21 protein-coding genes and 1 tRNA gene are annotated in these 23,427 nt (G+C 56.8%); 16 read left to right on the top strand and 6 right to left on the bottom strand.

The window, feature by feature from the left end; translation table 11 throughout:
* Positions 1-7 precede the first annotated feature (7 nt).
* From rlmD to A8710_RS10240, 6 genes are read left to right on the top strand one after another with little or no spacing between them, the layout of a single operon-like run.
* Positions 8-1,387, top strand: a complete 1,380-nt coding sequence (gene rlmD, locus A8710_RS10265; protein ID WP_068860250.1) for a 23S rRNA (uracil(1939)-C(5))-methyltransferase RlmD — start codon at positions 8-10, stop codon at positions 1,385-1,387.
* A gap of 28 nt (positions 1,388-1,415) precedes the next feature.
* Entirely contained in the window at positions 1,416-3,692 is a 2,277-nt protein-coding gene (gene relA, locus A8710_RS10260) for a GTP diphosphokinase (protein ID WP_068860248.1), read from the top strand.
* The gene (mazG, locus tag A8710_RS10255; RefSeq protein WP_082968794.1) at positions 3,689-4,546 is read left to right on the top strand and encodes a nucleoside triphosphate pyrophosphohydrolase; all 858 of its coding nucleotides are present in this window, start codon (positions 3,689-3,691) and stop codon (positions 4,544-4,546) included. Before relA ends, mazG begins: the two co-directional genes overlap by 4 nt.
* Positions 4,543-5,547 carry a GTP 3',8-cyclase MoaA gene (moaA, locus tag A8710_RS10250; RefSeq protein WP_198341657.1) on the top strand — a complete coding sequence of 335 codons (1,005 nt, stop codon included), beginning with the start codon at positions 4,543-4,545 and terminating at the stop codon, positions 5,545-5,547. Before mazG ends, moaA begins: the two co-directional genes overlap by 4 nt.
* Positions 5,548-5,577: 30 nt before the next feature.
* Positions 5,578-6,114 carry a molybdenum cofactor biosynthesis protein B gene (gene moaB / locus A8710_RS10245; protein ID WP_068860244.1) on the top strand — a complete coding sequence of 179 codons (537 nt, stop codon included), beginning with the start codon at positions 5,578-5,580 and terminating at the stop codon, positions 6,112-6,114.
* A 1-nt stretch (position 6,115) separates the two neighbouring features.
* Entirely contained in the window at positions 6,116-7,327 is a 1,212-nt protein-coding gene (locus A8710_RS10240) for a molybdopterin molybdotransferase MoeA (RefSeq protein ID WP_068860242.1), read from the top strand.
* Between the two features lie 42 nt (positions 7,328-7,369).
* Here A8710_RS10240 and A8710_RS10235 read toward each other — a convergent pair whose 3' ends face one another.
* Complete coding sequence (locus A8710_RS10235; RefSeq protein ID WP_068860238.1) at positions 7,370-8,053, bottom strand: outer membrane protein; 684 nt, start codon at positions 8,051-8,053, stop codon at positions 7,370-7,372.
* Positions 8,054-8,386: 333 nt separating this feature from the next.
* On the opposite strand from A8710_RS10235, the gene A8710_RS10230 reads away from it, so the two are divergent.
* The 10 genes from A8710_RS10230 (at position 8,387) to A8710_RS10185 (ending at position 18,070) form a co-directional block, all read left to right on the top strand.
* Complete coding sequence (locus tag A8710_RS10230; RefSeq protein WP_068860235.1) at positions 8,387-9,748, top strand: OprO/OprP family phosphate-selective porin; 1,362 nt, start codon at positions 8,387-8,389, stop codon at positions 9,746-9,748.
* A gap of 203 nt (positions 9,749-9,951) precedes the next feature.
* On the top strand, positions 9,952-11,583 hold the full coding sequence (locus A8710_RS10225; RefSeq protein ID WP_068860233.1) for a CTP synthase: 1,632 nt from the start codon (positions 9,952-9,954) through the stop codon (positions 11,581-11,583).
* A gap of 40 nt (positions 11,584-11,623) precedes the next feature.
* A complete protein-coding gene (gene kdsA / locus A8710_RS10220) occupies positions 11,624-12,487 on the top strand; it encodes a 3-deoxy-8-phosphooctulonate synthase (protein ID WP_068860230.1) in 864 nt (287 codons plus the stop codon).
* A 56-nt stretch (positions 12,488-12,543) separates the two neighbouring features.
* Positions 12,544-13,839 (top strand): phosphopyruvate hydratase, encoded by a 1,296-nt coding sequence (gene eno, locus A8710_RS10215; RefSeq protein WP_068860227.1) that lies wholly within the window; start codon positions 12,544-12,546, stop codon positions 13,837-13,839.
* Positions 13,840-13,841: 2 nt separating this feature from the next.
* Positions 13,842-14,309, top strand: coding sequence for a cell division protein FtsB (ftsB, locus tag A8710_RS10210; protein WP_068860226.1), 468 nt, complete (start codon positions 13,842-13,844; stop codon positions 14,307-14,309).
* Positions 14,309-15,016 (top strand): 2-C-methyl-D-erythritol 4-phosphate cytidylyltransferase, encoded by a 708-nt coding sequence (gene ispD / locus A8710_RS10205; protein WP_068860224.1) that lies wholly within the window; start codon positions 14,309-14,311, stop codon positions 15,014-15,016. The genes ftsB and ispD overlap by 1 nt, the downstream gene beginning before the upstream one ends.
* The gene (gene ispF / locus A8710_RS10200) at positions 15,013-15,510 is read left to right on the top strand and encodes a 2-C-methyl-D-erythritol 2,4-cyclodiphosphate synthase (protein WP_068860222.1); all 498 of its coding nucleotides are present in this window, start codon (positions 15,013-15,015) and stop codon (positions 15,508-15,510) included. Before ispD ends, ispF begins: the two co-directional genes overlap by 4 nt.
* Positions 15,503-16,594, top strand: a complete 1,092-nt coding sequence (gene truD / locus A8710_RS10195) for a tRNA pseudouridine(13) synthase TruD (protein WP_068860220.1) — start codon at positions 15,503-15,505, stop codon at positions 16,592-16,594. The genes ispF and truD overlap by 8 nt, the downstream gene beginning before the upstream one ends.
* Positions 16,575-17,345 (top strand): 5'/3'-nucleotidase SurE, encoded by a 771-nt coding sequence (gene surE, locus A8710_RS10190; RefSeq protein ID WP_068860218.1) that lies wholly within the window; start codon positions 16,575-16,577, stop codon positions 17,343-17,345. Before truD ends, surE begins: the two co-directional genes overlap by 20 nt.
* A gap of 50 nt (positions 17,346-17,395) precedes the next feature.
* On the top strand, positions 17,396-18,070 hold the full coding sequence (locus A8710_RS10185) for a protein-L-isoaspartate(D-aspartate) O-methyltransferase (RefSeq protein WP_068860216.1): 675 nt from the start codon (positions 17,396-17,398) through the stop codon (positions 18,068-18,070).
* A 5-nt stretch (positions 18,071-18,075) separates the two neighbouring features.
* Here A8710_RS10185 and A8710_RS10180 read toward each other — a convergent pair.
* From A8710_RS10180 to mltF, 5 genes are all read right to left on the bottom strand, one after another.
* Positions 18,076-18,152, bottom strand: a tRNA-Arg gene (locus A8710_RS10180).
* 30 nt (positions 18,153-18,182) lie between these two features.
* Positions 18,183-19,067, bottom strand: coding sequence for a sigma-70 family RNA polymerase sigma factor (locus A8710_RS10175; protein WP_068860215.1), 885 nt, complete (start codon positions 19,065-19,067; stop codon positions 18,183-18,185).
* Positions 19,068-19,255: 188 nt separating this feature from the next.
* Positions 19,256-20,389 (bottom strand): succinyl-diaminopimelate desuccinylase, encoded by a 1,134-nt coding sequence (gene dapE / locus A8710_RS10170; RefSeq protein ID WP_068860213.1) that lies wholly within the window; start codon positions 20,387-20,389, stop codon positions 19,256-19,258.
* Between the two features lie 103 nt (positions 20,390-20,492).
* Complete coding sequence (locus A8710_RS10165) at positions 20,493-21,938, bottom strand: alanine/glycine:cation symporter family protein (protein ID WP_068860211.1); 1,446 nt, start codon at positions 21,936-21,938, stop codon at positions 20,493-20,495.
* A gap of 33 nt (positions 21,939-21,971) precedes the next feature.
* Positions 21,972-23,399, bottom strand: a complete 1,428-nt coding sequence (mltF, locus tag A8710_RS10160) for a membrane-bound lytic murein transglycosylase MltF (RefSeq protein WP_068860209.1) — start codon at positions 23,397-23,399, stop codon at positions 21,972-21,974.
* Between the last annotated feature and the right edge of the window lie 28 nt (positions 23,400-23,427).

Raw genomic sequence — 23,427 nt, 5'->3', positions numbered from 1 at the left:
GTCTGTTATGGCCCGAACCAACAAGCGTGAAAAACTGCGAGCCATGCCGCCCGTTGAACTGGTCATTGACCGTCTGAGCCACGAGGGGCGCGGCATTGCGCATCGTGACGATGGCAAGATCGTCTTTGTCGATGGCGCCCTGCCCGGCGAGCAGGTCACCGCGCAGGTCACCTTCACGCACAAGAAATACGATGAGGCCTCGGTGCTCAGCGTGCAGTCGCCGTCGGCCCAGCGTGTGACGCCGCCGTGCGCGCATTTCGGCGTCTGTGGCGGCTGCTCGCTGCAGCACATGGACCCGGCCGCGCAGATTGCCTTCAAGCAGACTGTGCTGGTCGATCACCTCCGGCATTTCGGCGGCATCAAGCCGCAGACCTGGCTGCCGCCGCTGACCTCGCCGGATCATTCCTATCGCCGCAAGGCGCGTCTTGGCGTGCGTTTCGTCATCAAGAAAGACAAGCTGCTGGTCGGCTTCCGCGAGCGTCAGGCCAGCTATCTGGCCGATCTCGATGCCTGTTTTGTCATGGATCCGCGCCTGGGCCAGAGCATCACGCCGCTGAAGCAGCTCATTGCCGGCCTGGCCGCGCGGGATCATATTGCCCAGGTGGAAGTGGCGGCGGGCGATGAGCTCGATGGCCTGCCGTCGGTGGCGCTGATTTTCCGCAATCTCGTGGAGCTGGTCCCGGCGGATGTGCAGGCGCTGACCGACTTCTGTGCCGAGCGCAACTGGCAGTGCTATCTGCAGCCGGGTAACTACGACACCGTGCATCGCATCTGGCCCGTCGATGGCACGGATCGCCTGCATTACCAGCTGCTCGACTTCATGGCACCCACGGGCAAGGGCCTGGCCATGGCCTTTCACCCCAACGATTTCACCCAGGTCAATGCGGGTATCAACCAGCGCATGGTGAAGTTGGCACTGGATTTGCTCGACCCGCAACCAACAGACCGCGTGCTGGACCTGTTCTGTGGCCTTGGCAACTTCACCTTGCCACTGGCCACGCGGGCTCGCGAGGTTGTTGGCGTTGAGGGCGTGGATGCCATGGTGCAGCGCGGTTACGAGAACGCGCGTGCCAACGGATTGGGCAATGTCTCGTTCTATGCTCAGGACTTGACCAAGGATTTCTCCGAGCAGCCGTGGGCGAGCCAGGGTTTTGACAAGATTTTGATTGATCCACCGCGCAGTGGCGCGCTGGAAGTGATTCCGCACCTGGCCCGCTTCGGTGCTCAGCGTGTCGTATACGTGTCATGCAACCCGGCTACGCTGGCGCGTGATGCCGGCGAGATGGACAAGGCCGGCTATGATCTGGTGCAGGCCGGTGTGATGGACATGTTCACGCACACCACGCATGTGGAGTCGATTGCTGTTTTTGAAAAGCGCGGTATTTGAAAAGCGCATTTAGGGCAAGGCGAGCAAGATGGTAAAAGTCCGCGCAGATTATCCCACCCGAGCCGACGGCAGCGTCGATCTCGCGGTGTGGCTGTCCCGCATTGAAGATCAGGTCGAGTTGCACGAGCCCGACGAGCTTCTGCGCGCCTGCCAGTTTGCCGAGCAGCTCGATCGCGAAAACCTCGCCAAGCACAACGTGTGGATGACACGTACGTCGAGCTTCCTCACCGGTCTGGCCATGGCCGACATCCTCGCCGAGCTCAATCTCGATCAGGATTCGCTGATGGCGGCGGTGCTCTATCGCGCCGTGCGTGAGGGCAAGGTCACACTCAAGCGTATCGAGAAAGACTTCGGCGAAGACATCTCCACGCTGATCGATGGCGTGCTGCGCATGGCGGCCATCAGTCGGCTGATCAACCCGGACCACCGCACGGTCGGCACCGAAGAGCAGCAGCTCGACAACATTCGCAAGATGTTGGTGGCGATGATCGACGATGTGCGCGTGCCGCTGATCAAGCTCGCCGAGCGTACGTTTGCCATCCGCGAGCTGAAGGAAGCCAGCGACGAGCGCAAACGCCGCGTGGCGCGGGAAATCTTCGACATCTACGCGCCGCTGGCGCATCGCCTCGGCATCGGCCACATCAAGTGGGAGCTGGAGGATCTGTCGTTCCGCTATCTGGAACCGGAAGCCTACAAGCAGATCGCCAGCCTGCTCGACGAGAAGCGCTTGGATCGCGACGGCTACATCCAGCAGATCATCAAGACCCTGCACGACAACCTCGAACGCATGGGCATGGGCGTGATCGAGGTCAGCGGACGGGCCAAGCACATCTACTCGATCTGGCGAAAAATGCAGCGCAAGGGCATCGGCTTCCATGAGGTCTACGATGTGCGTGCTGTGCGCGTGCTGCTGCCGGAAATTCGCGACTGCTATGCCGCGCTCGGTGTGGTGCATTCGCTGTGGAAGCATATTCCGCGCGAGTTCGACGATTACATCGCGACGCCGAAAGAGAATGGCTATCGCTCACTGCACACGGCCGTGATCGGGCCGTCCGGCAAGCCGATCGAAGTGCAGATCCGCACGCACGACATGCATCAGGAAGCCGAGCTGGGCGTGTGCGCACACTGGACCTATAAGGAAGGCAAGTCGTCCAAGGCCGATGCCCGCTACGAGAACAAGATCGCCTGGCTGCGGCAAGTGCTGGAATGGCAGGACGACATCGGCGATCAGCGTCTCGACGATATGGCCGTGCATTTTAACGAGGCCATCCACGACGAGCGCATCTACGTGTTCACGCGTGACGGCCATGTGATTGATTTGCAGGCCGGTGCTACGCCGCTGGACTTCGCCTATCACATCCACACCGAGGTCGGGCACGGCTGCCGAGGCGCGAAAATCAACGGCCGCATCGTGCCGATGACCTACAAGCTGCAGACCGGCGAGCAGGTCGACATCATGACTCAGCGCGGCGGCACGCCGAGTCGCGACTGGATGAACCCGTCGCTGGGCTATCTCGGCACCGGGCGGGCGCTGGCCAAGGTCAGGCACTGGTTCAAGCAGCAAGACCGTGAAGGCAATCTGGCCGAGGGCCGGGCGCTGCTGGAGCGCGAGCTCAGCCGCCTTGGCATGTCGCTGTCGAAGGTCGAGCTGGAGCGCATCGCGCCGCGCTTCAATGTGCGAACCGGCGACGATGTGCTGGTCGGGCTCGGTGGCGGCGACCTGCCGCTGGCGCGCATTACCCACGCCCTGACCGACGGCCTGGATCAGACCGCGCAGCAGGAGCTGGCGCTGCCCGAGATTCCGGTGCGGCCGACGCGCAAGTCCGATTCCAGCTCGGCCATCACCATTGAAGGCGTGGGCAATCTGCTCACGCAAATCGCCGGCTGCTGCAAGCCGGTGCCGGGCGAGCCCATTGTCGGCTTCGTCACCCACACGCGCGGCGTCAGCATTCACGCCCGTGCCTGCCCGGAGTACCTGCGTCTGGCGCAGGACGAGCCGGCGCGCACGGTGGATGTGCAGTGGCAGGCGCGCGAAACCGGGGCGTATCCGGTCGATATTCTGGTGCGCGCCTGGGATCGCACCGGCCTGCTGCGCGACATCACCGCCGTGCTCGCTAACGAGCAGGTCAATGTCATCGGTGTGCAGACCCAGTCCGACAAGCAGGATGGCACCGCGACCATGCGCCTGACGCTGGAAGTGCCGGGGCTGTCGAAGCTCTCGCGCGTGTTAACACGCATCGAGCAGCTGCCCAATATCACGGAGGCCCGGCGGCTGACCGAGCACCGGGCCGGGGGGCAGGAATGACCTTGGTAAATCTGCCTGCCTTGGCGGCTACGCCGGCCTTGCAGCGCCTGATCCAGATCATGGCGCGTCTGCGTGACCCCGAGCAGGGCTGCAACTGGGATCTGGCGCAGACCCCGGCCACGCTGGCGCCGTATACCATCGAGGAGGCCTACGAGGTCATCGATGCCATTGCCCGTGGCGACTCGGCCGACTGGCGCGAGGAGCTGGGCGATCTGCTCTTGCAGGTGGTGTTTCAGGCGCAGCTGGCGCAGGAGCAGGGCTTGTTCGATTTCGATGCGGTGGCGCTGTCCATCGCCGAAAAGCTGGAGCGCCGGCATCCCCATATTTTTCGCGATGGCCGCCTGGATCTGCCGCGGCTGGATCTGACGGCCGATGAAGTGAGTGCGCAATGGGGCGTGATCAAGGCTCAGGAAAAGGCTCTGAAGGCCGCTGCCCACGGCGGCGAGCTGCCACCGGCGGCCTTTCTCGACAAGGTCGGTGCCGGCCTGCCGCCACTGCTGCGCGCGGAGAAGCTGCAGGCGAGGGCGAGCGAGGTCGGTTACGACTGGCACGATCCGCGTGCCGTCATCGCCAAGCTGCGTGAAGAGATTGACGAGCTGGAAGCCGCGCTGGATGAGCAGCTGCCGCAAGCCGAATTGCAGGACGAGCTGGGCGATATTCTCTTTTGTTGCGTCAACATCGGCCGCCATTTGCAGGTAGACAGCGAGCAGGCCCTGCTCGGTGGCATCGCCAAGTTCCGCCGCCGTTTCGGTCATATTGAGCAGCAGCTCAAGGCGCGCTCTGTTGCCTTGGCCGATGCCAGCCTCGACGACATGGAAGCGCTCTGGCAGGACGCCAAGAAGGCCGGCTTGTGACTGAACTAAAAGCGACCGCGCTCATCGATCCGTTTCAACGCGAGATTCGCTATCTGCGCATGTCGGTGACGGATCGCTGCGACTTCCGCTGTGTCTACTGCATGAGTGAGGACATGAAGTTCCTGCCGCGCAGCGAGGTGCTGTCGCTGGAGGAGATCGAGCGGCTGGCGCGGGTGTTCGTGGGGCTGGGCGTGCGCAAGATCCGTCTCACCGGTGGCGAGCCGCTGGTACGGCGCGGGCTGACGGATCTGGTGCGCCAGGTCGCGCAGATTCCGGGGCTGGACACCCTGGCCATGACCAGCAACGGTGCCCGTCTTGCCGGGCAGGCCGTGGCCTTGCGTCAGGCCGGCCTGCAGCAGATCAACATCAGTCTGGACAGTCTCGATCCCGACCGCTTCCATGCCATGACCCGCACCGGCGAGCTGGCCGATGTGCTCGCCGGCATTGATGCCGCCATCGCTGCCGGCTTCCCGCGCATCCGCCTGAACGCCGTCATCCTGCAGGGCCGCAACGATCAGGATGTGCTGGCGCTGGTCGCGTTTGCGCTGGCCAAGGGCATCGACCTGGCGTTCATCGAGGAGATGCCGCTGGGCGTCATCGATGATCATGATCGTGCCGAAACGCTACTCACCAGCGATGCCCTGCGCGCTATGATCGCGACACAACATGTACTCGAGCCTGAAGGTGCGGATCATCGCAGTGGCCCGGCAAGCTATTATCGTGTGGCTGGCAGCAAAACGAGGCTCGGTTTCATCTCGCCGCACAGCCATAATTTCTGTGGCGACTGCAATCGCGTGCGTCTCACCGCCGAGGGGCGATTGCTGCTTTGCCTGGGGCATGAGCACAGCCTCGACCTGCGTGCGCCGCTGCGTGCCGGTGCCAGCGATGCCGAGCTGGCCGACATGATTCGCCTGGCCTTGTTGCGCAAGCCCGAGCGCCACGAATTTGATCTTGCCGGCGAGCCGCAGATTGTGCGATTCATGAACATGACCGGCGGCTGAGGCCGCCTTCAATCTGAAAAGAGAGCCGTAATGAGCACTGAAAAATCCTTTGTGCCGCTGCAAGTCGCCGTGCTCACCGTATCCGATACGCGCAGCCTGGACACGGACACCTCCGGCCAGTATCTCGCCGAGCAGCTGCAGCAGGCCGGGCATGTCGTTGCCGCCCGTGCCATCGTCAAGGATGACATCTACCAGATTCGCGCGCAGGTCTCGGCGTGGATTGCCAGCGACGATGTGCAGGCCGTCATCCTCACCGGCGGCACCGGCTTCTCGGGGCGCGACAGCACGCCGGAAGCCATCCTGCCGCTGCTCGACAAGAGCATCGACGGTTTTGGCGAGCTGTTTCGCCATATTTCGTATCTGGAGATCGGCACCAGCACGCTGCAATCGCGCGCCCTGGCCGGGCTGGCCAATCGCACGGCCATCTTCTGCGTGCCCGGCTCCACGGGTGCCTGCCGCACGGCCTGGGAGGGCATCCTGAGCAGCCAGCTCGACAATCGTCATCGCCCCTGCAATCTCGTGCCGCACCTCAAGACGGCTGTTGCTGCCTGCGATACGCGAGGCTGACATGGCGCTCATGTCGGTTGATGAGGCGTTAACTCACCTCACGGCTGCAGGTTCATCTTATCGGCAGTCAGCGCCTGTACGAACAGAGTCACTGCCGTTGCTTGATGCCCTCGGCTGCCTAGTGGCGCACGATATCATGGCGCCTATTCCTGTCCCGCCCGAGCGCAATAGCGCGATGGATGGCTATGCGTTTGCCTGGGCAGATGCGCTGGCAGCCGAGTCACTTGTGGTCAGTCAGCGTATCCCTGCTGGCGTGGCGCCTATGCCCTTATTGCCGGGTACAGCGGCACGGATTTTTACGGGCGCAGTGATACCGGAAGGTGCAGACACCGTTGAAATGCAAGAAAACTGTGACGAGAGCCAGGGCCGCGTTCAGTTTTTGACCGCAACTCGACGGGGTGCCAACATTCGTGAGGCCGGTGAAGATATTGCCCGGGATAGTTTGTTGTTAGCGGCGGGAACTCGATTGGGCGCGGCCGAGTTAGGTTTGTTGGCCTCTGTCGGCATGGCGAACGTTAAGGTATTAATGCCGTTAACTGTGGCGATTGTATGCACAGGGAACGAGTTGGTGGCGCCGGGAAACGCCTTGGCGGCAGGCCAGCGCTATAACAGTAATGAAGCGATGTTGGCTGCCTTGTTAAAACAATACGGTTGCTCGCTGGTTTCATTGCCTGTGGCCGAGGATACCTTGGCGGCAACCGAGCAGGCCTTATTGCAAGCGGTAACCCGAGGAGCAGACCTAGTGATGACCACCGGGGGTGTTTCGGTGGGTGAAGAAGACCATCTTCGGGCAGCCGTTGAGCGTTTAGGTCGACTGAATCTTTGGAAAGTCGCTATTAAGCCGGGCAAGCCGCTGGCGTTCGGAGACATTCAAGGCGTGCCCATCCTAGGGCTTCCCGGTAACCCCCAATCGGTTTGGGTGACTTACCATATTCTCGCGCTCCCCTTTATTCGCGCCTTGCAAGGCGACCCAGCAGTGTCATTAAGCCTGTTTTTGCCCGCTGGGTTCGAACAGCTTAAAGCGCAAGGTCGTCGTGAATATTTGCGTGTAAAAGTAGTATCAGATGCTGATGGAAATCAACGCGTCGTTCCGCATCCCCAGCAAGGGAGTGGCGCATTAACGTCTGCGGCATGGTCGGATGGATTTGCTGTAGTGGAAGCTAATACGACGGTGATGCGCGGACAGTCGGTGGCGTTTATCCCCGTAAAATAGAACGGGCTACCAAAGTAGCCCGTTCGTCAATCAGTCAGCTTATTAGAACGTGTAGCGACCACCAATACGGAGGGTGTCGAGTTCAAGCTCAATTTTAGGTACAGGGCCAATGAAAGGGGCGACACCACCGGCTTTCCGCTCGAGATCAGTCAAACGATACTCAACAAAACCGGCGAAGTTCTTAGTGACATCATAGGAAGCACCGACTGTGTACTCTAAACCATCCACACGCTTGTCGGCGAGTTTGCCCGCGTTCAAATAACCAATGGAAGCATAAACGTTGGTGTTTGCCATGACATTGGTATTAATACCTACCGTGGCCGCATAGCCATTTAACGTGGCGCCGACCCCTAGATCTTTGGTGATATCGATACCCACATTGGTGTGCTCAAGGCTACCGGTGACGCTGAATTGATCATTGAGTTTGTGGCTGTAGCTTAGGCCAATACGCGTTTCATTGAGCTTTTGCGAGCCGCCTATAAAGCCAGCAAGTTGGTCGTTTTTCAATTTGGAACTTTGGTGCATCGCAATCATGGAAAAGCCATTGCCCAGCTCGGCTTTGCCACGAACGCCGTAGCCACTGCCGTCAAACTTAAATTTTTGTGGAGCGGTGGCAATTTCAGCCTCAGCATCATTGTCAATGTAGAACAGATCGATAGAGCCGCCGGCAAAGGCGGTCATGGGAGCTAAAGCTAAGGTGCTTAACGCCAGAAATTTTTTCAGCATATTGTTTTCCTCGGGCTAGCCACGCACGTCGGTGGTGCACAATTTTTCGCGTATGCCAGACAAAAGTGCAACATTATTTGTTTCAGCTTTGAAACAAATGCGATAAACGGATCAAAATTGAGACTGAGTGGTCATAATCTTAGCAATGCGCCTTAAAAATAGTTTCGATGCCTGTAAACCATCGTAAATGTCATCAATTCGTCACATTACTGACGCGGAGCTGTCATTTTTGCTGCTAATACTACGCCCAACCCAAAAGCAAGGCTCTTATCGAGCTGTGCGGGTACGGCCGGCGTCGGTCGACACTATTTGCTCAATGATTGAGGTAGAACTATGAAACTCGTAATCAAATCGTTAGCGCTGGCGATCGCCGCTGCTGGTCTGGCCACCCCGGTCATGGCCGATACTGCTACTACCAAGGGTGGTTTCCAGATCAAGTCGGATGATGGCAACTTCGAAGCTAAGCTCGGTGGCCGTATTCATTTTGATGGCAACTTCTACACCGGTGAAGAGCAGAAAAATTCAGGCTTCAGTGCTGCGGCACAAAAATCTAACAGCCAATTCTTCTTCCGCCGTGCTCGCGTAACCTTAGAAGGTAAGGCATACGACTGGAACTTTAAGTTTGAAAATGACTTTGCTTCGTCGTCGGAAGAGCTTACTAGCGGTGGGGTTTTAACCACTACCACTACCCAAGCCTGCGGTCCAGTCGTAGCTCCAGCTACTGACGTTCCTGGTGATGGTTGCCCTACGGGTTCAAATGTCGTAACTGTTGTCAACAGTGCCTCGGTAACTGCGCCAAGCACCAAAGCCAACGAAGGTTTCCGTGAAGTATGGATCGGTCGTAAAGTGCTTGGCGATCACAACCTGCGTATCGGTCAGGCCAAGCCATATCGTGGCATGGAAGAACTGACTAGCTCTAATGAAATCACTTTCATGGAGCGCTCCTACGCAACAGCTACTGGTATCTACAACAACCAGTTCACAACGGGTGTGTTCTTAGATGGCTCAGGTGAAGGCTACGGCTACGGTGCTGCTCTCTACACGCCACGCTCTGCAGCTGATCGTGAAACTCAGGGTCTTGGTTACAACGTGCGTGGATTCGTGGTTCCAGTCCGTTCTAATGGCAATCTCGTTCACATTGGCGTGAGCGCGACTCAGGACAATTTCGAAACCAACACAACCAGCAAAAACGTTCGTGTTGTTGGTCGTGAAAATGGACTCCGTAGCGGCAACCTAATCACAGCCAGCGTTTTTAATGAACAGGAAGCTGTTGCAGCAGAATTGGCGGCACGCTTTGGTGGTGTTTATATGCAGGGCGAGTACGTGAAGTCGACGTTCAAGGATACGCTGGGTACTGCTCCTTTCACGCCTGACCAAGATGTAGATGCTTACTACGTTCAAGCGAGCTTTTTCTTGACAGATCACACCAAGCCATACGATTTCAAAAAAGGCGTTTTCAAGTCGCCAAAATTGAATGGTGAAGAAGGTGCAATTGAGCTCAAGGCTCGTTTTGACAAGATCGAGAACAAAGACCTTGCAACACGTCCAGAGGCCTCTTATTTCGCACTGGGTGTTAACTACTATGCAACACCAAACACACGCTTCATGGTGGAGTACGTGGATGGTAAGGCCGAAACTTCGACAACAAAGTTAGATGCAGCAGCAATCACTGCCCGCGCTCAGTACAACTTCTAAGTTCAGCTGAGTATGTTGTAACGGTTGTAAAGAAAAGGCCCTTCGGGGCTTTTTCTGTTTGTATCTTGTCGAGTGTTCGTAGTTTCCGCATCAAAACGACGCCCCGTCTCCCGTCTTTTCGCGGCGCGTGATAACATCCTGTCCCGTCTTTGTACCTGCTTTCGGCGGGTGCGCCGTGATCACGCAAGCTGTCTGGAAAGTTCATGACCAAATTCATTTTTGTCACTGGTGGTGTGGTGTCTTCGCTGGGCAAGGGCATCTCCGCCGCCTCGCTGGCCGCCATTCTGGAAGCTCGTGGTCTCTCGGTCACCATGATCAAGATGGACCCATACATCAATGTCGATCCGGGCACGATGAGCCCGTATCAGCACGGCGAAGTCTTTGTCACCAGCGATGGTGCCGAGACTGACCTCGACCTTGGTTATTACGAGCGCTTCCTGCGTCATTCGAAAATGACCAAGAAGAATAACTTCACGTCCGGCCGCATTTACCTCGATGTGCTGCAGAAAGAGCGTCGTGGCGACTACCTGGGCGGCACGGTGCAGGTCATTCCGCACATCACTGATGCCATCAAGCAGCGCGTGCGTGAAGGTGCGCGCGGGCATGACATCGCCATCGTCGAAATCGGTGGTACCGCAGGTGACATCGAGTCGCAACCGTTCATGGAAGCCGTGCGCCAGATGCGCATCGAGCTGGGCTATCAGGGTTCGCTGCTGATGCACCTGACGCTGATTCCGTACATCGCCTCGGCTGGAGAGCTGAAAACTAAGCCGACGCAGCACTCGGTGAAGGAGCTGCGCTCGATTGGTTTGCAGCCAGACATCTTGATTTGCCGCTCTGAACATCCGGTGCCGAACGAGTCTAAGCGCAAGATTTCGCTGTTTACCAATGTCGAAGAGCGTGCGGTCATCATCGCGCAAGATGCTAAGAGCATTTACCAAATTCCGCGCCGTTTCCACGAGCAGGGGCTGGATGATTTCGTCATCGAGCGCCTCGGTCTGAGCGCGCCAGTCGCTGATTTGAGCGACTGGGATGTAGTGGTGGACGGCCTGCTCAACCCGGAGCGCGAAGTCACCATTGCCATGGTCGGCAAATATGTCGAGCTGGCCGATGCCTACAAGTCGGTCAACGAAGCCTTGCTGCACGCAGGCATCCAGAACAAGAGCAAGGTCAAGATTCGCTACATCGATGCCGAATCGATCGAGCAGGATGGCACCGGCGCGCTGGCGGATGTCGATGGCATCCTGGTGCCAGGCGGTTTTGGCGATCGCGGCACCGAAGGGAAGATCGCCACCGTTAAGTTTGCCCGTGAGAATCGCGTACCTTATTTGGGTATTTGCTTGGGTATGCAAGTGGCGGTCATTGAGTATGCTCGTCATCTGGCTGGCCTGGCCGATGCAAACTCGAGTGAATTAAAGGCTGGGTGTGCGCATCCGGTCATTGGCTTGATCACCGAGTGGAAAACCGAAACCGGTGATGTGCAGCGCCGTGATGCCGAGTCCGATTTGGGTGGCACCATGCGTCTGGGCGCGCAACTCTGCCATTTGGTGCCCGGCACACTGGCGCACAAAACTTATGGCAGTGACAGCATTACTGAGCGTCATCGTCACCGTTATGAAGTCAACAATACCTATTTGCCGCAGCTGGAAGCCGCTGGCCTGCGCATTTCCGGTTTCAGCGCTGACAAGTCGTTGGTTGAGATGGTCGAAATCCCTGACCACCCGTGGTTCCTAGCCTGCCAATTCCACCCTGAGTTCACCAGCTCGCCACGTACCGGTCATCCCTTGTTTTCGGGATTTATCGGCGCAGCCTTGACGCATGCAGGTAAGGCCTGAATAACGTCTAAGCAATCGCATAATTAAAAAGGACGCCGTGATGACACAGCAGAACGCTTCGACGCAAAAAACGATCCGTTTGGGTCAGATCGAAATGAACAATAACAAGCCCTTCGTGCTCTTTGGCGGCATGAATGTCTTGGAGTCACGCGACTTGGCGATGCAGATCTGCGAGACCTATGTCACGGTCACGCAAAAGCTCGGCATTCCCTACGTGTTTAAGGCGTCCTTCGACAAGGCTAACCGCTCTTCGGTCAGTTCCTATCGCGGCCCCGGTCTGGATGAAGGCCTGAAGATCTTCGAAGAGATCAAGAAAACCTTCAATGTGCCCATCATCACCGATGTGCACGAGCCGTATCAGTGCCAGCCGGTCGCCGAAGTCTGCGACATCATCCAGCTGCCGGCCTTCCTGTCTCGCCAGACCGACCTGGTGGTGGCCATGGCCAAGACCGGCGCGCTCATCAACATCAAGAAAGCGCAGTTTCTGGCACCGAAAGAGATGGGTCACATCCTGTCCAAGTTCGAAGAGGCCGGTAACGACAAGCTCATTCTCTGCGAGCGCGGTTCGTCGTTCGGCTACAACAACCTGGTCGTGGACATGCTCGGCTTCGGCATCATGAAGCAGTTCAACTACCCGGTATTTTTCGATGTGACGCATGCTCTGCAGATGCCGGGCGGCTTGCCGAACGCCGCTGGCGGTCGTCGTGCGCAAGTGACCGAGCTGGCGCTGGCCGGCATGACGCAAAAGCTGTCAGGTCTGTTCCTGGAGGCACACCCGGACCCGGAAAAGGCCAAGTGCGATGGCCCCTGCGCGCTGCGCCTGTCACAGCTCGAAGGCTTCCTCAGTCAGGTCAAGGCGGTTGATGATCTGGTCAAAAGCCTGCCCGTGTTGGACACCCACTAATTTGATTTTTGCCCGCTGTGTGCGGGCTTCCTTTTGCATGAACTGGAGCATTTAGCATGGCGATCATTGTAGATATTCGCGGTCGTGAAATCATGGATTCGCGCGGCAACCCCACGGTTGAAGCCGATGTGATTCTGGACAACGGCATGATGGGCCGCGCCACGGCACCCAGCGGCGCCTCCACCGGCTCGCGCGAAGCGCTGGAGCTGCGTGACGGCGACAAGTCGCGCTACCTCGGCAAGGGCGTGCTCAATGCCGTCGCCAACATCAACGGCCCGATCCGCGAGCTGCTGGTCGGCAAGAGCGTGTTCGATCAGGCCGGTCTCGATCACGCCATGATTGCGCTCGATGCCACTGAGACCAAGTCGAACCTCGGTGCCAACGCCATCCTCGCGGTCTCGCTGGCTGCTGCCAAGGCCGCTGCCCAGGCCAAGGGCCAGCCGCTCTACGCCTACATCGCCTCGCTGCGCAGCAACACCCAGTTCACCATGCCGGTGCCGATGATGAACATCATCAACGGCGGCGAGCACGCTGACAACACCGTCGACATCCAGGAATTCATGGTTGAGCCCGTTGGCTTCACCTCGTTTGCTGAAGCGCTGCGCTGCGGTGCCGAGATCTTCCATGCCCTCAAAGGCGTGCTGAAGAAGCGTGGCCTGAGCACTTCCGTAGGTGACGAAGGCGGCTTCGCGCCCAACCTGAGCAGCAACGAAGAAGCGCTGCAGGTCATCGTTGAAGCTATCGGCCTGGCCGGCTACAAGGCTGGCGAAAATGTCATGTTAGCGCTGGACTGTGCAGCCTCTGAGTTCTATCACGATGGCAAGTACGTGCTTGAAGGCGAGGGCGGCAAAGCCTTCACCTCGGCCGAGTTCGTCGACTACCTGGCCGGTCTCTGCGACCGTTACCCGATCATCTCCATCGAAGACGGCCTCGACGAGTCCGACTGGGCTGGCTGGAAAATTCTTACCGATAAGCTCGGCCACCGCATTCAGCTCGTCGGTGATGACCTGTTCGTGACCAATCCGGCTATCCTGCAGAAGGGCATTGATCAGGGCGTGGGTAACTCGATCCTGATCAAGTTCAACCAGATCGGCTCGCTGACCGAGACGCTGGATGCCATCTACCTGGCCAAGGCCAACGGCTACACCACGGTGATCTCGCATCGCTCCGGTGAAACCGAAGATGCCACCATCGCCGACTTGGCTGTTGCCACCGGCGCAGGCCAGATCAAGACCGGTTCGCTCTGCCGTTCCGACCGCGTCGCCAAGTACAACCAGCTGTTGCGTATCGAGCAGGAACTGGACTACAGCGCTCCGTATCGCGGCAAGGCCGAATTCAAGGGTCTTAACTAAGCATGACGCCCACTTCCAGCCTCGGTCGTTTACTGTTGTGGCTGGCAGCGGGCGTCTTTTTAGTACTGCAGTTTAAGCTCTGGTTTGGCGAGGGCGGCATCGTTGATGTGCATCGCATTAAACAGTCCGTTGCCGTTCAACAGGCTGAAAATCTCATTCTGCGTCAGCGGAATGCCGTATTAGAGGCAGAAGTGAATGACCTGAAAAATGGTCAGGCCGCCATTGAAGAGCGAGCCCGACTCGACTTGGGCATGATTAAGGACGATGAGACGTTCTATCTGGTGACGGGCAAGGCACTGGCGGGTTCAATCACCGCTGATAACGCGACGCCCAAGCCGGCCACACCGGCTCATGTTTCCGGTCAAAAAGCCCTGGCAACAAAAGCGGTGGTAACGCCGCCCTCCGACTTAAAGCCGGTCACGGTGGCGCCACTGACGCCAAGTTCTCCCATCCCCTCGGGTCAGCCTTAATGGCGTTTCATGCGGTAATCCCTGCTGCCGGCGTTGGCAAACGCTTTGGCACTAGCGTGCCTAAGCAGTACTTAGCCCTCGCGGGTAGCTGTATTCAAACGCATACCCTAGATCGCTTATCAGCGATGCCGGAGTTGTCGCGGTTGGTGGTGGCGATTTCTGCTGAAGATCATCAGGCGCATGAGTTGCCCTACGCACAGCCGCAGCGCTTGCAATTTGTGCACGGGGGTTGTGAGCGTATGGACTCGGTGCTGGCAGGATTGAACGCGCTGCAGACTCAAGGAGCCGCGCCATCGGATTGGGTGCTGGTGCATGATGTTGCAAGGCCATTAGTGCGCCCGGCCGATATCCGGCAGCTCATGTCGGCATTGAAAGAGGATCCTGTCGGGGGCATTTTGGCCAGTCCGGTACGGGACACCATGAAGCGGGGTTCTACTCAGGGTATTGTCGCCACCGTGGATCGTGAGCAGCTTTGGCACGCCTTAACACCCCAAATGTTCCGACTCGATGCGCTACGGCAGGCACTCTTAGTAGCTAAAAGCGAGGCCGCCATCGTGACAGATGAAGCCTCTGCGATGGAGCATCTGGGCTATCAGCCGAAGTTGGTTGAGGGCGCGCGGGACAATATCAAAATCACCTTTCCTGAAGATTTGGCTCTGGCAGAACTGCTGTTAGCGGAGCAACTACGCACGGGAGCGTTGTCGTGAGTAAATTATTTCCACGTGTCGGTCATGGCATTGATGTGCACAAGTTTGGTGAAGGGAACTCGGTCACATTAGGCGGCGTGAACATTGCGCATGACCAAGGCCTGATCGCGCATTCCGATGGTGACGTGGCGCTACATGCGTTGGCCGATGCACTATTGGGCGCTTTGGCATTGGGCGATATCGGTAAGCACTTTCCCGACACTGATCAGGCCTATGCCGGAGCGGATAGTCGCGCACTGCTCCGGCATGTTCATACCCTGGTCTTAAATCAAGGCTATAGCGTGGGTAATGTCGACATTACCGTGTTGGCAGAGCGCCCCAAGCTAGCACCTCATATTGCACTGATGCGTGAGCGCATAGCCGATGATCTCAATGTATTACCCTCTCAAGTGAGCGTGAAAGCCACCACCACCGAGCAATTAGGCTTTGTGGGCCGCCGCGAAGGTATTGAGGCTCATGCTGTGGTGATGTTGTGGCCAACCTGCAATGAGTGATCTTCAAGCGCCAATATTAACCTCGGGCCCTTGCCCGTCGCCGTGGGGCGAGCCCGTGGCTCAGGTGCGACTGAAAGCGCATCCCGAAGATTTTGTGGTGGAAGAAGTGCTGGGCTTCGAGCCCACCGGCGAAGGCGAGCATTTGTGGCTGTGGGTCGAGAAGCGGGGCATGAATACCGATGCGGCGGCCCGCGAACTGGCTGCGCGTCTCGACGTATCTGCTGCTCTCGTTAGCTTTTCTGGCATGAAGGATAGGCAAGCATTAACACGCCAGTGGTTCAGTGTGCACACCCCGGCTATGTGGCCATTGGATGATGCGTGGATCAGTACCGACAATGGCGACTATCGTGTTCTGCGTGCGCTACGAGGCGCGCGCAAATTGCGCAGAGGTGTCCACGATGCCAATCAATTTCGCATCACCCTACGTGACGTTCGAGGGGATGTCGCTGACATCGAAACACGCTTAAACCTCCTCGCCGCTGAAGGTGTTGCCAACTACTTCGGACCGCAGCGATTTGGTCATGGCGGACGAAATATCGGCCAGGGTTTGGCGCTGCTAGCCAGTCGCCGCTCGGGACGAGCTCGTCGGCGCGATAATCGCGAAAACTTGTGGATGTCTGCGATTCGCTCAGCCTTATTCAATCAAGTCTTGGCAGAGCGTGTGCGCAACAAGACATGGGCTAGCTGTTTGCCCGGTGATGTTTTGCAGTTAGATGGTCGCTCGGCGTTATTTACGCCGGATGTATTGGATGCTGACATTGGACCGCGCTTAGCCCGAGGTGAGTTGCATCCCACCGGCCCTCTACCGGGTGACGGCACTTCGGTGATATCCGGGGAGGCACTCGCGTTAGAACAGCAGACGTTAGCGCCATGGCAGACGACCTGTGATGACCTGGCGGCATTGCGTATTCCAGGCCAACGACGTGCGCTCAGGCTTCGCTTACGCGCACCGCAGTGGCAGTGGACTTCACCCGACACGTTAGTGATTGAGTTTGCGTTGACCGCTGGTGCATTCGCGACCAGCGTGCTGCAATCGCTGGCGGTATTAGAAGAAGGGCAGCTCGATGCGATTTCTGCTGAGTAATGATGATGGCGTTTTTGCGCCGGGTTTGTTGGCCATGGCCGAGGTGCTGGCCACGCTCGGCGAGGTCACCGTGGTGGCGCCAGACATAGAGCGCAGTGCATTTTCCAGTGCGCTCACCTTGGATCGTCCATTACGCCCACAGCGACTCGCCAATGGTTTTATTGCGGTGAATGGCACGCCCGCCGATTGCGTTCATATTGCGCTCAATGGGCTACTGGACTTTGTGCCTGATGTGATTGTGTCGGGCATTAATGCCGGTGCTAATTTGGGTGATGACGTAATTTATTCTGGTACCGTCGCGGCCGCATTAGAAGGCCGCTTTACGGGAAAATCGTCTATGGCGGTGTCCTTGGTGGCCAGCCAAGCCAAGTCCTTAGGTATTGATGCTTATCGGCCAGCCGCTATTCGAGCGGGGGAGCTATTGCAGCAATGGTCTAGTTTGGCCCTGCCGCCGCGCTGCTTGCTCAATGTAAACGTGCCTGAAGGCCCGCTGTCCTCTCATCAAGGCTTTGCCATGACGCGTCTGGGCCATCGCAACCCTAGTCCACCTGTACTGAAGCTGCGTGACCCTCGAGGTCAAGATGTCTACTGGATTGGTCCGTCCGGCGAGCCTAGTGATGATGCCGATGGCACCGATTTTCACGCGATCAAAGAAGGCTTTATTAGCGTGACGGCGCTCGAGAGTGACATGACCTGCCGACGCTCATCTGTAATGCTGAGCCAATGGCTTGCTAAAGTTGGTGCAGTTTAGTGCGCTCGTGCTAGAGTCCAAAATAGACGTTTCTTAAGAATAATGATGACATGAGTTCAGGCCTTTCAATTGATCTTCAAGGCTCCGGGATGACCTCGGCGCGTACCCGTGAGCGTTTGATTAGCCGCCTGATGGCTCAAGGTATTCGGGATACCCGCGTGCTCGACGTGATGCGTCAAACGCCTCGTCATTTGTTTGTCGATGAGGCGTTGGCACACCGTGCTTATGAAGACACCGCGCTGCCCATCGGCCATAGCCAAACCTTGTCTCAGCCCTACAGCGTCGCGCGTATGACTGAGCTGCTATTAGCCGATGGCCCGCGTCGTAAGGTGCTCGAAGTCGGAACCGGCTCAGGTTATCAAACTGCCGTTTTGGCTCAGCTCGTGGCCATGGTTCATTCCGTCGAGCGCATTAAGCCTCTGCAAGATAAAGCGCGCGAACGTCTCGGTAGTCTAGGCCTCAACAATGTCCGCTTCCGTCATGCGGATGGCTTGGGCGGCTGGCCCGGTGAGGGCGGCTATGATGGCATCATCGGTACAGCCGCAGCCCTGGGCGTGCCTAGCACGCTGACGGATTTGCTGGCAGTGGGTGGCTGTTTGATTCTGCCCGTTGGGGCAGGGCAGCAACAGTCATTGGTGCGTGTCCGTCGAACAGCCGAAGGCTTGCAGCAAGAGGTGATTGAGCCCGCGCATTTTGTGCCGATGTTAGGTGGCGTGATTCACTAAATCACTGGTGCCCTCGAGTGGAATCGAACCACCGACCTGCCCCTTAGGAGGGGGCCGCTCTATCCAACTGAGCTACGAAGGCATGTTACGCAGGGCCGCAATTCTAGCCTAGTCAGTGCGACTCTCCTACGTCATTGATGCAACTGGCATCATAACCCGCTTCTTCTAACCAGACTTTTAGTTGCCGCTGCAGATGCAATTGAATCTGTCGAATGCGTTCACGCGTCACGCCTAGTTCTGCTGCTATGACATCTAAGGTGGTTTCTTGGCGACGACCACCCATGCCATAGCGAGCCATCAAAATGAATTGCTCTCTGGGTTTCAGCTGGGCAATAAAGCGTTGTAAATGAAACGTTAAGTCTTCGCGCTCCAGCGTTTCTTCGGGCGTCAAGCTGCTACTGTCAATCAGATTGTCTTGCCACTGACTGTGCCCATCCTCGCTGGGTGTTTGTAAAGAGCAGGTGGCTTGGTCCCATATAAGCAGCTCTCGGACACATTGCGATGTGTCTCCGGTTTGTTTGGCTATATCACTTGCTGTGGCTGTTCGATAATGTGTTTGATTGAGCCGCTTTTGCGCGGTTAAGTAAATATTCAGGCGCTTAGCGATATGCACTGGCAATCTAATTAATCGGCATTTATTCATCATGCTGCGCCGAATGGTCTCGTGTATCCAATGTGTGGCGTAAGTTGAAAAACGAAAGCCCAAGCTAGGATCAAACTTACCGGCGGCGTGTATTAAACCTAAATTGCCCTCCGACACCATGTCATCCAGGCTTAAGGAGCTTTTATAGCCGTAGCTTCGTTGGTAGCGTTTTGCAATATGAATAACTAGGCGGAGATTGCTCGCAATAATGCGGTCTCGGGCAGCGATATCGCCTCGTCTCATCGCTAGCGTGAGCTGATGCTCCTCATCTGCATTGAGGAGAGGGTGCTGATTTACATCATGAAGGTAATAGTTAAAGGCAGCAGCGGACCCTGCTGCATTAAGTGAGCTCATATCATCATCCCTGATCTATGACGTAAATTCAGCCTTTACGTCTTGGCTTATATCGGCTGAAAGGAAGCAAAGGAACACGGATTTCGCTAGTGATGATGTGTATGTGCTAGACAAAGGGTGTACAAAAAGCGATGTTCAGAAGGCTTTTTGCCTATAAGGGAAATCCATTTCCCTTCATTCAGTCTTGCTTAAGCGAGGAGTTTTTTCAGCAGTTGCTCATAGATATCGGTCAGCGTATCGAGGTCGTTGGCGCTGACACATTCGTTAATCTGATGAATCGTTTTATTGACTGGGCCGAGCTCAACAACCTGTGCGCCAGTCGGGGCAATGAAGCGTCCATCGGATGTGCCACCGCTGGTGGAAAGCTCGGTATCACGCCCGGTTACCTGCTTAATGGCAGTCACCGCAGCATCCACTAAATCACCGCGAGGGGTCAGGAAGGGATGGCCACTGAGCTTCCAGTTCAGTGTGTAATTCAGGCCATGACGCTGCAAAACCGACTCTGTACGTTCACGTAATTGTGTCTCGGTCAGCTCCGTGGAGAAACGGAAGTTAAACACCACTTCCAAGTCACCTGGAATCACATTATTGGCGCCCGTGCCTGCGTTAATATTGGAAATCTGGAAGCTCGTGGCCGGGAAAAACTCGTTGCCGTGGTCCCAGGTTTCCGCGGCTAGCTCAGCTAGGGCGGGCAGGGCGCGATGAATCGGGTTGTCTGCCAAATGAGGATAGGCGACGTGGCCTTGGCGGCCATGCACGGTGAGAATGCCGCCCAGTGACCCACGGCGACCATTTTTAATGACATCGCCCACTTGAGCCGTGCTGGAGGGCTCGCCGACTAAGCACCAATCAATTTTCTCTTGGCGAGCCTCTAGCGTTTCAACCACGCGCACCGTGCCATCGACAGCCACACCTTCTTCATCACTGGTGATGAGGTAAGCAATAGAGCCCCGATGATCGGGGTGCGCTGCAACAAAGCGCTCGCATGCGACGACCATTGCCGCCAATGAGCCCTTCATATCAGCAGCACCACGGCCCGTTAACATGCCATCTTCAATGCGCGGTTCGAATGGTGGAATCTTCCATTGCTCGATGGGGCCGGTTGGTACGACATCGGTGTGGCCGGCAAAGCAAAATACCGGCGCTTGATCGCCACGACGCGCCCAGAAGTTATCCACGTCACCAAAACGTAAGCGTTCAATACGAAACCCAATCGCTTCCAGACGGCGAATCATTAGGGTTTGGCAGTCGGCATCAAAAGGCGTAACAGAAGGCTCGCGGATGAGGTCGAGGGTGAACTTTAGGGTGGGCGAAAGCGTCATGAGTAGCCAGCTAGTCAATTCAAAGAGGGTGAGAGTTTAGCGAGCTTACGCCGAGGCGTCATGCGACAAACCACGGCGAAAGCTTAAACAGAGAAGGACTGCTTCAGCGCGTGCGAGCGATTTCGCCCGAGCGCAATTTAGCCTGATAAATTTTCAGGTCGCGTTTCACCTCGGGCATCAAAATATACAGTCCAATAATATTGGGGATGGCCATTAAGAAAATCATGGCATCTGAGAAATCTATGACGGGGCCTAAGCTCATGCTGCTGCCGATGACGGCGCAGGAGCAGAAAAATAATTTAAAGGCGAGCTCCACGCCGGGTCTTTCTCCGGTGATGTAGGTCAGTGCTTTAAGGCCGTAGTAAAACCAAGAAATCATCGTAGAAAAGGCAAACATGACCACCGAAACCGCCAGCACCAGGGGGAACCAGGAAACAGCACTACCAAAGGCATCGGAGGTGAGCTGAACGCCGGTGAGTTCGCTATCCAAACGACCAGTGATAATGATCACGAGGGCGGTCATGGTACAAATCACTACGGTGTCAATAAAGGGCTCCAGCAAGGCCACATAGCCTTCGCTGATTGGGTGCTTGGTGCGTGCCGTTGCGTGAGCAATGGCGGCTGAGCCTATGCCTGCTTCGTTAGAGAAAGCGGCGCGCTTAAAGCCCTGAATCAGTGCGCCCAGCACCCCGCCCGTGACACCTGCGCTGGTGAATGCGCCTTCCAAAATTTGTTGAACGGCATAGCCAATATGTTCGATGTTGCTGGCGATAACGAACAGCGCTGCACTGACGTAGAGCAGCACCATAAACGGCACAATTTTTTCGGCAACACGCGCGATGGATCGAGCGCCGCCAATAATGACGCAGCCAAGGACGACAGCAATAATAAGACCGAACAGCCAGCCTTTATCTGCCCACCAACTGCCGCTGCCACCCGTGACATTGACCACTTGTTGGAACGACTGGTTGGCTTGGAACATGTTGCCGGCACCGATGGATCCACCAATACAGCAGAGCGCAAACAGAATGGCCAGTGCTCGCCCAAACGTACCCATGCCGCGTTGGGCAAGTCCTTTGGTGAGGTAGTACATGGGGCCGCCCGAGATGCTGCCATCGGGGTATTCATTGCGGTACTTCACGGCCAAGGTGCATTCGACAAACTTCGTTGCCATGCCGAGGAAGCCGGCAAGAATCATCCAAAAAGTCGCGCCTGCGCCGCCAATGCTGATAGCAACGGCAACCCCGGCAATATTGCCTAAACCAACCGTGCCAGATAAGGCCATGGACAAGGCTTGGAAGTGCGAAGCCTCACCAGCAGCGTCGCAATTTTTTGCGCGGTACTTGCCTTGAATGAGTCGAACGGAATGGCCTAAGCCGCGTAACTGTAGAAAGCCAAAATAGCCGGTGAAAATAAAACTGGCGATGACTAACCAGCCCAGAATCAAGGGGAAGGGTGTGCCTGCAAGCTCGATGGGATAGAACAGGGTGGATGAAATGGCATCAGATACCGGCGCAATAGCGGCATTGATTTGGGCGTCTAAGCTCACAGGGACTCCTTAAAGTGCCTGCGGGCTAAAGGCTCACTGGGTGAGTCGGCCCGGCAGGGTAATATCGTAATCGAGTTGAGCCACACGCTGTTGATCGCGCTCGGCATCATGATTCAGTGCGATCGCATCATAATAGCGACGGACCTGTTGAACATAGTGCAAAGCTTGCTTCACATCGGGAGCTGGCTTGCCAGTTGCACGATTGTGTTGCGCTAAGTTCACTAAGTTGCGGGAAACGTCTAGCCAGCTGTTGGGGTCGCCTTGCAGTTTGCGCGTGAGTTTGCGCGCAGCGATCATGTGGCCAGGGCCCATGTTATAGGCTGCCAATGCCATCCAAGTACGGTCAGGCTCTTGCACGCTGGCCGGGAGCTTAGACAAGATTTGCTTGAAGTAAGCGGTGCCACCTTGGATGCTGTCTTTAGGTAGCGTGCGGTTTTTAACCCCCATTAGCTTTGCCGTGTCTTGCGTCAGCATCATCAGGCCTTGTACGCCGGTCGGGGAAATCGCGTTCTGATCCCAGTGAGATTCTTGGTAGGAGATGGCGGCCAATAAACGCCAATCCAAACCGTGCTGCGCGCTTTGCTTTTCAAACTCACGCTGATATCGCGGAAGCCTGACGGAAATATCTTTTTGGAAGCTTTTTGCACCATAGCGATTAAAGGCATCGCCGGTGCCATAAAAAGCTGCGAGACGCTCCAGTGTGCCGTCAGACTGCTTGCGTGTTAAAAAATTTTGGGCTGCCTGATACAAGCTTTCGTCGGCAGATTTTAAGAATACCCATGCCACGGCGTCGCTCTTAGCAAACGACAAGCCGTCACGGAGATTAGGGAATAAGGGGCGATAAGCGTCGAATTCCTGATCGGTCATGCCGACGTAATCAATTTTGCCTTGGTCTAGCAGGGTGAGCAGGTCCAAGCCGTCGCCTTCCTTGAATTCCACGAGGCGAACGCCTTCAACATCGGCAAGGGCACTGCGTAATCGTTTCGCTTCACTGCTGCCCGCAATGACCGCAATGGTGCTCTGGCGCAAGTCGTCTAAAGAGGTTGGCTGGAAGCGATCTGTGCGTTGAATTAATTGTTGCTCAAGCTCAACCAGCGGTGCACTGACACGCAAACGGTTCAAGCGCTGGTCGTGCGCGGCATGAACGGTTAACGCTAACTGCGCGTGATTACGACGCACCGAGTGTAAGACTTGTTGATCATCGTTGACGGGGTCAATGACTAGCTTGACGCCGAGTTCATTGGCAAATTGTTGGGCCAATTCAAATTGCAGGCCGTGCACATTGCCATCGCGCTGATAGAACGTGGTGGGGCTGCTGACACCAACTAAGTGCAATTCGCCCGAATTGCGAACTTGCTGCAAGGTGTTGAGCGAGGGTTGCAGGGCCATGCTACCGGCCGCCAAAGATAAGCCTAGCGTCACGCGGAGGTGGCGTGAATTCAGTCTTTGCAGCTGCTGCATCAGTTTCCGATGCGGTCGCAGGCGCTTT

Source organism: Perlucidibaca aquatica, assembly GCF_001676655.1.
GTDB classification, from domain to species: Bacteria; Pseudomonadota; Gammaproteobacteria; order Pseudomonadales; family Moraxellaceae; genus Perlucidibaca; species Perlucidibaca aquatica.
Note: the sequence above shows the minus strand (reverse complement) of the source record. Positions and strands in the feature narration are given on the sequence as shown.

Excerpts from the sequence above, each read along its gene's own strand:
- moaB (WP_068860244.1), top strand. The coding sequence starts at position 5,578 with ATGAGCACTGAAAAATCCTTTGTGCCGCTGCAAGTCGCCGTGCTCACC.
- eno (WP_068860227.1), top strand. The coding sequence starts at position 12,544 with ATGGCGATCATTGTAGATATTCGCGGTCGTGAAATCATGGATTCGCGC.
- surE (WP_068860218.1), top strand. The coding sequence starts at position 16,575 with ATGCGATTTCTGCTGAGTAATGATGATGGCGTTTTTGCGCCGGGTTTG.
- relA (WP_068860248.1), top strand. The coding sequence starts at position 1,416 with ATGGTAAAAGTCCGCGCAGATTATCCCACCCGAGCCGACGGCAGCGTC.
- A8710_RS10185 (WP_068860216.1), top strand. The coding sequence starts at position 17,396 with ATGAGTTCAGGCCTTTCAATTGATCTTCAAGGCTCCGGGATGACCTCG.
- A8710_RS10240 (WP_068860242.1), top strand. The coding sequence starts at position 6,116 with ATGGCGCTCATGTCGGTTGATGAGGCGTTAACTCACCTCACGGCTGCA.
- dapE (WP_068860213.1), bottom strand. The coding sequence starts at position 20,389 with ATGACGCTTTCGCCCACCCTAAAGTTCACCCTCGACCTCATCCGCGAG.
- mltF (WP_068860209.1), bottom strand. The coding sequence starts at position 23,399 with ATGCAGCAGCTGCAAAGACTGAATTCACGCCACCTCCGCGTGACGCTA.
- ispD (WP_068860224.1), top strand. The coding sequence starts at position 14,309 with ATGGCGTTTCATGCGGTAATCCCTGCTGCCGGCGTTGGCAAACGCTTT.
- A8710_RS10225 (WP_068860233.1), top strand. The coding sequence starts at position 9,952 with ATGACCAAATTCATTTTTGTCACTGGTGGTGTGGTGTCTTCGCTGGGC.
- A8710_RS10235 (WP_068860238.1), bottom strand. The coding sequence starts at position 8,053 with ATGCTGAAAAAATTTCTGGCGTTAAGCACCTTAGCTTTAGCTCCCATG.
- A8710_RS10175 (WP_068860215.1), bottom strand. The coding sequence starts at position 19,067 with ATGAGCTCACTTAATGCAGCAGGGTCCGCTGCTGCCTTTAACTATTAC.
- ftsB (WP_068860226.1), top strand. The coding sequence starts at position 13,842 with ATGACGCCCACTTCCAGCCTCGGTCGTTTACTGTTGTGGCTGGCAGCG.
- truD (WP_068860220.1), top strand. The coding sequence starts at position 15,503 with ATGAGTGATCTTCAAGCGCCAATATTAACCTCGGGCCCTTGCCCGTCG.
- A8710_RS10230 (WP_068860235.1), top strand. The coding sequence starts at position 8,387 with ATGAAACTCGTAATCAAATCGTTAGCGCTGGCGATCGCCGCTGCTGGT.
- kdsA (WP_068860230.1), top strand. The coding sequence starts at position 11,624 with ATGACACAGCAGAACGCTTCGACGCAAAAAACGATCCGTTTGGGTCAG.
- mazG (WP_082968794.1), top strand. The coding sequence starts at position 3,689 with ATGACCTTGGTAAATCTGCCTGCCTTGGCGGCTACGCCGGCCTTGCAG.
- rlmD (WP_068860250.1), top strand. The coding sequence starts at position 8 with ATGGCCCGAACCAACAAGCGTGAAAAACTGCGAGCCATGCCGCCCGTT.